The 8,518-nt window shown below is 36.2% G+C and carries 8 protein-coding genes and 1 pseudogene; 6 read left to right on the forward strand and 3 right to left on the reverse strand.

What is annotated here, in order from left to right:
* Positions 1-50: 50 nt before the first annotated feature.
* Entirely contained in the window at positions 51-629 is a 579-nt protein-coding gene (locus QOR82_RS08305; RefSeq protein ID WP_283584301.1) for a transcriptional regulator, read from the reverse strand.
* 235 nt (positions 630-864) lie between these two features.
* Between QOR82_RS08305 and QOR82_RS08310 the strand changes: the two genes are divergently transcribed.
* The 3 genes from QOR82_RS08310 to arsC are packed head-to-tail and all read left to right on the forward strand — an operon-like array spanning position 865 to position 2,668.
* A complete protein-coding gene (locus QOR82_RS08310) occupies positions 865-1,176 on the forward strand; it encodes an ArsR/SmtB family transcription factor (protein WP_283584302.1) in 312 nt (103 codons plus the stop codon).
* 53 nt (positions 1,177-1,229) lie between these two features.
* Positions 1,230-2,264, forward strand: a complete 1,035-nt coding sequence (gene arsB / locus QOR82_RS08315; protein WP_283584303.1) for an ACR3 family arsenite efflux transporter — start codon at positions 1,230-1,232, stop codon at positions 2,262-2,264.
* Between the two features lie 2 nt (positions 2,265-2,266).
* Positions 2,267-2,668, forward strand: a complete 402-nt coding sequence (gene arsC, locus QOR82_RS08320) for an arsenate reductase (thioredoxin) (protein WP_003669793.1) — start codon at positions 2,267-2,269, stop codon at positions 2,666-2,668.
* Between the two features lie 103 nt (positions 2,669-2,771).
* Here arsC and QOR82_RS08325 read toward each other — a convergent pair whose 3' ends face one another.
* On the reverse strand, positions 2,772-3,131 hold the full coding sequence (locus tag QOR82_RS08325) for an ArsR/SmtB family transcription factor (protein ID WP_094504462.1): 360 nt from the start codon (positions 3,129-3,131) through the stop codon (positions 2,772-2,774).
* 16 nt (positions 3,132-3,147) lie between these two features.
* Positions 3,148-3,765, reverse strand: a complete 618-nt coding sequence (locus tag QOR82_RS08330; protein ID WP_283584304.1) for a CadD family cadmium resistance transporter — start codon at positions 3,763-3,765, stop codon at positions 3,148-3,150.
* Between the two features lie 356 nt (positions 3,766-4,121).
* On the opposite strand from QOR82_RS08330, the gene QOR82_RS08340 reads away from it, so the two are divergent.
* From QOR82_RS08340 to QOR82_RS08350, 3 genes and pseudogenes are all read left to right on the forward strand, one after another.
* Positions 4,122-4,424, forward strand: coding sequence for an ArsR/SmtB family transcription factor (locus tag QOR82_RS08340; RefSeq protein ID WP_283584305.1), 303 nt, complete (start codon positions 4,122-4,124; stop codon positions 4,422-4,424).
* Positions 4,425-4,486: 62 nt separating this feature from the next.
* A pseudogene (locus tag QOR82_RS08345) lies at positions 4,487-4,720 on the forward strand (arsenic resistance protein); the annotation flags it as partial.
* Between the two features lie 151 nt (positions 4,721-4,871).
* On the forward strand, positions 4,872-7,937 hold the full coding sequence (locus QOR82_RS08350) for a mucin-binding protein (RefSeq protein WP_283584307.1): 3,066 nt from the start codon (positions 4,872-4,874) through the stop codon (positions 7,935-7,937).
* Positions 7,938-8,518 lie beyond the last annotated feature (581 nt).

The raw sequence follows: 8,518 nt of genomic DNA on the forward strand, positions 1-8,518 counted from the left end.
ACTAGACCAATGCCATTAGTAGCATAGCCTAGTTTTCCCAAAATTTATCATCAGTACCGATTGACAAAGAGCCAAAAGATATGCCACCACGGTTTGCGAGTGGCTTTTTTTTGGTCTGCAGGGCTATCTGCAGGCGTTTGCTGATCAATCGATGAATTAGTCATATCAGATGATTTGCCGTCCACTACGGGCTTGTTAGTGTCTCCTGTGAGGGCTTTAACCTGTTTCTCTAGTCCAAGATGCAACTTTTGCGCTTGATCAGCTAGTTGGTGGGCGGCTGCGATTTGATCATCCTTGACTTTCAATTGGTCTGTCAGGATGTCATTATCGTGGACGAGTTGTTCGTTGGCTTTCTTAAGCTGCTGAACCTGTTCGCGAAGTAACTCAACGATTTCATCGTGCCGTTCAGCTTTGTGATTGGTAAATTTTTCTTTTTCTTCTTTCCCTTTCCCTCTTACGTAGTGAGAAACCACAAATTCCTTATCTTTCAAGGAATAGAACTTCTTCCCTCGTTTCTCTGTCTTTACTGGACGTAAGTTATTGGATTCAACAAATTTATCAAAAGTTGAACGCGCTATACCCGCTTCTCTTATGATCTCATTGATAGTATATAGTCTTTCTTCCGCCATATTTCCGACCTTCTTCCGACCATTGAAAACGGTGTAATTTTCCTCTCACCATTGTAGCATACCTAATTCCGTCATAAAGGATGGAAATACGACGTAAAGATAACATTTGTAATATGCTTGCTTCCCTACTGCCCGCCTTTCAAGCCTTTAACTGCAAAAAATTCACTATTTAGGTTTACATCTAAGTTTGAGCAGCCTATCATATAGATAAATATCTATGTGAGAAGGAATGTAAGTGGATTATCAAAAGCTAGCAAGTTTGTTAAAAGTCGTTGCAGAACCAAATCGGCTTAAAATTCTTGAAATGCTTTCCTGTGGTGAAATGTGTGCCTGCAACATTCTTGATCACTTTGATTTTACCCAACCAACGCTTTCTCATCATATGAAAGTATTAGAGGATAAAGGATTGGTCATCGTAAGTAAGAAGTCAAAATGGCATTACTATTCGTTAAATCCAGACACGACTGCACTTATTATTAACGGCTTAACCCGTACGCTGTCCAATACTGACAATTGTATGTGTAAGGATGCTAATCAAAAAAGATAATCCTTTTATTTTCGCCGCAAACATAGATAATTATCTATATGAAGGGGATTAATATGAAGACGTCGAAAAACCTATCATTTATGGATCGTTACATGACCCTATGGGTGTTTTTAGCTATGGCACTTGGGATTTTAAGTGGATTTATTTTCCCTTCCTTGCCTAAGTTGATCAACAGTTGGTCAGTGGGAACTACGTCTATTCCGATTGCTATCGGCTTAATCTTAATGCTGTACCCGCCATTAACTAAGGTTAATTATGAAAAAATGGGTGATGTATTTCGTGATAAGAAAGAACTCAGTTTCTCACTAATTCAAAATTGGATTGTCGGGCCATTATTGATGTTTGCTTTAGCCATCATTTTTCTACATAATTGTCCCAATTATATGATCGGTTTAATCATGATTGGGTTGGCACGTTGTATTGCGATGGTCATTGTATGGAATGAGCTAGCTCACGGTAATAATGACTATGCCGCCGGATTAGTAGCTTTGAATTCGATCTTTCAAATTATTTTTTACTCTATCTATGCCTACATCTTTATTAGTGTTTTACCTAAGCTGTTCGGAATTAAGACACAAACGGTTAACATTACCATGGGTGAAATTGCAAAGACTGTTTTTATTTATCTTGGAATCCCGTTTATCCTAGGGGTTTGTTCTCGTTACTTGATTATCAAGGGTAAAGGAAAAGACTGGTTTGAAGATAAGTATGTTCCTAAAATTAGTCGCATTACAACTTGGGCATTACTATTTACCATCGTAGTTATGTTCTCGGTAAAAGGCACTAAAGTGGTTCAACTACCTTTAGATGCCATACGTATCGCGATTCCTTTGCTTCTCTACTTTATTTTAATGTTCTTCCTCACTTTCTGGATTGCGAAGAGGACTGGCACAAACTACCCAATCTCGGCCACGCAATCATTTACTGCTTCAAGCAATAACTTTGAACTAGCTGTTGCAGTAACTGTTGGTGTCTTTGGATTAAATTCTGGGGAAGCATTTGCAGCTGTTATCGGTCCAATGATTGAAGTTCCAGTTATGATGCTATTAGTTGATGTTTCACTTTGGATTAAGAGGAAATTTTATTAATTATGAAAAAAATCTATTTTTTGTGTACTGGTAATTCTTGTCGTAGTCAGATTGCGGAAGGTTATGCCAAATTATTACTCAAAAATCAATATGAATGTAAAAGTGCCGGTGTTGAAAAGCATGGTCTCAACCCTTATGCAGTAGAGGTTATGGCTGAGGATGGAATTGATATTAGTCAGCAAAAATCAAAGCTGATTGACTTAGATTATTTCAATGCGGCTGATTTAATTGTGACCTTGTGCGGTGATGCGAAAGATCGCTGTCCTATAATTCCTCCCCAAGCCCAAAGCCTTCATTGGCCCTTACCAGATCCAGCGCAGGCTAAGGGAACACACGAGCAGAAAATGATTGTATTTCGTCAAGTACGTGATGAAATTAAACAATTAGTTAGAGGATTAATTTAGGGGCTATTTCTAGTAGCCTCCTATATAAAATGGAATCAAACAAGAAAATTCACTGCTATTCACTGCTCTATTTTTAATTACTTTCTCTTCTTAAGGGAAGCACTTAAGTCAATTCACCTGTCAAGTTGAGTAAGTATTTTTTCAGATCATCATCTTTTATAAAGTAGTACACCATTTTCCCCTTTTTTTGACGGCCTAAAATGTCAGCATCATACAGCATTCTTAAGTGATGAGAAGCGGTTGCAATACTACAGCCTAAAATATATGCAATATCACAAACACATAACGATTCCTGAGCGATTAAAGAGAAAATGATTTTTAACTTTTTCTCATCTGAGATTTTAGACAATACATAAAAGTATTTCTTAATACGTGATTTACCCAAGAATTCCGAGACCTTCATTACTTTATCTGTCTCAACCAATGTCTGATCACAAGTAATGTCAGCACTTTTGCTTTTCATAGAATCACTCTGCCTATTATTTAATTAAATTAATGAAAAGTTGAATTGATCCATTTTCGATCAAAACGGAACCACCAATAAAGATATAAACGATTCCTATAAACCAACGACTATATTTTTCAAGAACTGTACCTACAGTTGGAATACTAACCGACTTCTGGGCAATAAAAACTAATAAGAAAATCATTATCAAAAACACGATTAAAGTTATTAATAACTTTGGTAGTGCCAAACTAATAAAGTAAGGTACAAATAATCCAACATTATCAGCACCACAGCTCACAATAGTAATGAAAATCAAGGTTTTAATCAAATCATTTTGATTTGTATCTTTCAATTTTTCATTAGCCATTTTTTCACCGTCTGAATCTCCCAAAATTAAAGCCTTTATTCCCAAAAAGGCAGGAATTATTCCTAGAAAACCTAATAATCGTTTATCAGGAACGTAATGTAAAATGACAGCAAAGAACAAACTAACTAATATCAAAAGCCCAGACCCAAGAAATTGGCCTATATAAATATCTCTAACACCCTTTTTATCTTTAACTTTCGCAAAAAAAAGCATCAGAATTATTAATAAGTCAATAGCAGTACTCCAGTAAGTCACCACACCAGCAATAATTGTTCCTAACATTTCTTATTTCCTCCAAAATAATATTCAAATATATATTTGAATATTATTTTGGAGTACTCAGATTGAAACATCAAGACACCTTGAGAATTTTCTTTAATAAATAGTCAAAAGCCAAATTTTATTTGTAGGTGTCCAGTAATACCACTACAAGCTAAAGGTATTCACTGGCCATTACCTGATCCGGCACAAGCAAAAGGCACACATGAACAAAAAATGATTGTGTTTCGACAAACGCGCGATGAAACTAAAAAAACGTATTACCCAATTAGTTTAGGGGCTATTTGTAACGAATCACCCCTGTTTAAACAGCATTATTTATGGCAATATGTACAACTATTACATAATAGGTAACGTAAATGGATTATCAAAAATTAGCTAACTTGCTTAAGGTAGTTGCTGAACCAAATCGGCTTAAAATTCTTGAAATGCTTTCCTGTGGTGAAATGTGTGCCTGCAACATTCTTGATCACTTTGATTTTACCCAACCAACGCTTTCTCATCATATAAAAGTATTAGAGGATAAAGGATTGGTCATCGTAAGTAAGAAGTCAAAATGGCATTACTATTCATTAAATCCAGACACGACTGCACTTATTATTAACGGCTTAACCCGTACGCTGTCCAATACTGACAATTGTATGTGTAAGGATGCTAATTAAAAAAGATAATCCTTTTATTTTTACCGCAAACATAGATAATTATCTATATGAAGGGGATTAATATGAAGACGTCGAAAAACCTATCATTTATGGATCGTTACATGATCCTATGGGTGTTTTTAGCTATGTCACTTGGAATTTTAAGTGGATTTATTTTCCCTTCCTTGCCTAAGTTGATCAACAGTTGGTCAGTGGGAACTACGTCTATTCCGATTGCAATTGGCTTAATCTTAATGCTGTACCCGTCATTAACTAAAGTTAATTATGAAAAAATGGGTGATGTATTTCGTGATAAGGTAGATTGTAAAATTTAGAAGACTTAGATATACCAACTTGTTTATCAGTTAGAAACGATTTCCACGAAAAATAAGAAAAATAAGTTTGAAAGATTCAAGGAGTTGTATTATATTGAGGGTGTAGAATAAGTAATATTATGGAGGCTAGATTATGTTATCGAGGGATAATTGGAAAGAACAAGTTCGGCAACAAGAACCGAAAAAACAACGGTTTACGATGAAGAAATTAACCATTGGAGTTGCTTCGGTTTTGATTGGTTTCACATTTATGGGAATGAGTGCTTCAGCCGACACTCAAACCACATCAAATACTTCAGAACAAGGCAATAATACTCCAGAACAAGGCAATAATACTACTAGCCAGTCAGTTCAGCTAGCTAATAAGAGCAGTGCTAAGATACCTGCTACTGATACAACAACACCAATTGCACCATCTCAGATTGTACCTAGCTATGATGGTACAAAGGTAGTTGATACACCTTTTTATAACAACCCTCAAGGTACAAATTCAAAACTAATCGACAATCAATCTAAAACTGGACAGTATACCTTTTACTTCACTGCAAAGGATGCATCTGGTAAGGAATACGCTAGTTCATATGCTGCAGAAAAAAATGAACCTAAAGGAGTCGTGCTTAATTCCATATTAGATAAGGATGCTGGTGCATACGATCCAAATAGTTTAGAGTTTCATTTTTACTATCAAAACAATACTGATCAAGACCAGACAATTAATTATACTTTGAGAATGGCTGATTACCTTAATCCTTATAAGGCAGGACGTCCAGAATCTAGTTTAGTTCCAGATGGTAGTAGAATAAGCGATGTTAAAGTTACCAGCAAACAAGGCAATACTTATGATATTAGTTCTGTAACTAAAACTTTAGATGGGGTTAAATCACGTGATGGTGATTTGCGCTACGTAGGAGATGTGCCAGTTAATTTAACTGTTAAAGCTAATGATGCAATCAATTTGGTCATTCCGTTTGTCCTTAACACTACTGCTAAGAAGTCTAATACCACGATTGATGATCACAATGAATTTAGTGTTCGAGAAAATGGACAACAGACTGGTTATATGGTTGTCAGATCTTCAACTTATGCGCCATTATATTCGGAAGACAAGATTTATCCACTAGTTAATGTAGGAGTTAGTGTAGGAAAAGATAATAAAAAACATAACAATTATACTTATGACTACCCAGATAATCCAGGTGCATTTACTTTGGATCCTTCTGTGTACCGTGATGAAGACTTCATGAATGGTTTCTGGGAGGGTAATATATATAATTACAGCACGCCAACTAACAAGAGTACTGTCTATGGCAGCTATACCAATTCGTATTTACTTCTTGATAAATATGAAGATTATCTAACTAAACATGGATTCAGTGTAGCTTTTAGTAATGGCAAGCCAGTGCCATATTACTTGTATCAGTTAAGTAAAACTGGTTCAAAGGTGGTTGATAAAAATGGTAATCCATTACAAAGTGCACCTAAGAGACTTCCTTATTTTGAAGTTGTACCGGTAATTTTGCTTAATCAAGATGAAACTTATACAACTAAAACTGCACCAACTGCTTGGGATCCATCTACTATGGTTAATAAAGTTGCTGATCCAACTAATTATCGCTACTGGGATCAAAAGACCGATAGCGCAGTTAGAAGTAATGATAATGTAGCACAATTAACTGCTAAAGACTTTACGGTAACTATCACTAAAGATGGTCAAGCCGTTAAGCCAGATGCTAACGGAAAGTATAATTTGTCTACGTCTAAGCCAGGATTTTATACTGTTACTTATTCTAGAGATTTCAATGGCACGATAATTTCTAATTCTGGTAAAGTCTTTGTTAATAAGTCACTTGATCCAACCAAGGTTGATCCAACGAACCCTAAATATAAGGAAATGTTCAAGACGGTTACCCGTGATATTGTGACTACTTCAGTATCTGGTCAACAAACAATTAAGACTCAGAGTCTAGACTTTGGTCGGACAATGACTATCTACGGTAATGGCCATCATGCTACATATGGTAAGTGGGAAGCTGGTAAGTTGAGTAAGAACAAGTTTACTACTCAAGGCGGCTCAACCAAATTTGCTTCTGAAAACATTACACCAGTTGATGGTTACACTTCTTACTACAGGATTGGCAATTACGGTCAAAAGGTATACGCTTCTGCTGTTCCATCTGCTTATGTATTATTAGATAAGGATGGCAACCCAGTTGACGGTACTACTGTTTACGTTGGTTACGATAAGAACTATACGCCAACACCAACACCAACTAAAGACACTACAGTAACGTACACGTTCTACGATAAGACTGACAAGAAGCCAGTTGAGGGTCATGATGTTACTGTCACTGGTCAGCCTGGTACTGATCAAAAGGTAAATCTTACTACCCCAGAAGGCTACAAGCTTGCTGAAGGTCAAACCTTACCAACTAGTGTCACGATGCCAAAAGCACACGAGACAATTACTATTAATCTTGTTCACGCTACTAAGGATATCAAGCCAAATGATCCAGGTGTAAATCCAAGCGATCCTGTATATGCTGATATGTTCAAGACCGTAACTCGGACAATCAAGGTTAACAACCCAAATAGAATGGTTGATACTACAACACAGCAGGTTAACTTCAACCGGACTAAGACCATAGATGAAGTTACTGATGAGGTTATTTCCTATGGTAACTGGACATTAGCAACTGGTTCGGCTAAGAATTGGGGTCAATTCAATGTTCCACAACTCGACGGCTTTATCTCATATGTTGATGGTAATGCTGCTAAGGAAGTTGCTGAAGAAAACGTAACTGCTGATACAGCTGACGTAACTGTAGAAGTAACTTACAAGAACTCTGGCAATAATGGTAACAATACCACCCCTGGCGATGACGGCAACCATAACACTAACCCTGGTGATAATGGTAACCACAATACTAACTCAGGTAATAACGGTAATAACAACAGTATCAATAATGGTACCCAAAACGGTAATAACAACGGTATCAATAATGGTACCCAAAACGGTAATGGCAACAAGACCGTAAACACTAATGTTACTGACAACGGTAATGGTGACAACGGTCAAAACAACAAGCAAGCATTACCACAAACCGGTAATACTAAGAATGATGCGGCTGTAGCTGGATTAGGTTTAGCTGGCTTACTGGCAATGCTTGGTTTAGGCGGATTGAAGAAGAAACGCAACTAGATAACATAATTTTCTTTCCCAATATTTAAGTGTTGTATTCGATTCGTCTAAACTATGAAAAGGACTACTTAGTATTTATTGTAAGCAGCCCTTTTTTTGTTGGTAAATTAGACTCTTTGTTAATCGGTAAGGATGAAGAGAATTTAGAGAACTAGACTAAGCTACTTTAGCTATTGGTCTAGTTCTCTTTTTTGATAATTCCCGAATCATGAGATTAGAAGTCTTCCCTAAATTTCAAGAATAAGTTAACCAATGATTCTCAAACATTACAAGCTCCAATAAAAAAAGGACAGTGTATTGGAAGTATTAAACTAACAAGTTCTCGTTTAAGAACTATATCTGGTGATCACTTATCATATCCCTTATATGGTAATGAAACAGTATCTAAAGGCAATTTCTTTGAAAAAGCATTCAAATAATTTTCTACTGTTATAAGCTTATTCCCTCCAAGAGCTAATACTTCTTTTTATGTTTCAAGCCTATTTGTTATAAAGGTTTCTGAACCTAAATTTCAAGAATAAGTTAGCCACTAAGCTGAAATAAATAGCACTGACCAATTAATTATTGGTTGATGAGAACGT

This window comes from Limosilactobacillus difficilis (genome assembly GCF_947387495.1).
In the GTDB taxonomy this organism is placed as follows: Bacteria; Bacillota; Bacilli; order Lactobacillales; family Lactobacillaceae; genus Limosilactobacillus; species Limosilactobacillus difficilis.

Bases quoted from the DNA above. Each gene is read 5' to 3' on its own strand.
- QOR82_RS08305 (WP_283584301.1), bottom strand. From the start codon at position 629: ATGGCGGAAGAAAGACTATATACTATCAATGAGATCATAAGAGAAGCG.
- arsB (WP_283584303.1), top strand. From the start codon at position 1,230: ATGAAGACGTCGAAAAACCTATCATTTATGGATCGTTACATGACCCTA.
- arsC (WP_003669793.1), top strand. From the start codon at position 2,267: ATGAAAAAAATCTATTTTTTGTGTACTGGTAATTCTTGTCGTAGTCAG.
- QOR82_RS08325 (WP_094504462.1), bottom strand. From the start codon at position 3,131: ATGAAAAGCAAAAGTGCTGACATTACTTGTGATCAGACATTGGTTGAG.
- QOR82_RS08330 (WP_283584304.1), bottom strand. From the start codon at position 3,765: ATGTTAGGAACAATTATTGCTGGTGTGGTGACTTACTGGAGTACTGCT.
- QOR82_RS08340 (WP_283584305.1), top strand. From the start codon at position 4,122: ATGGATTATCAAAAATTAGCTAACTTGCTTAAGGTAGTTGCTGAACCA.
- QOR82_RS08350 (WP_283584307.1), top strand. From the start codon at position 4,872: ATGTTATCGAGGGATAATTGGAAAGAACAAGTTCGGCAACAAGAACCG.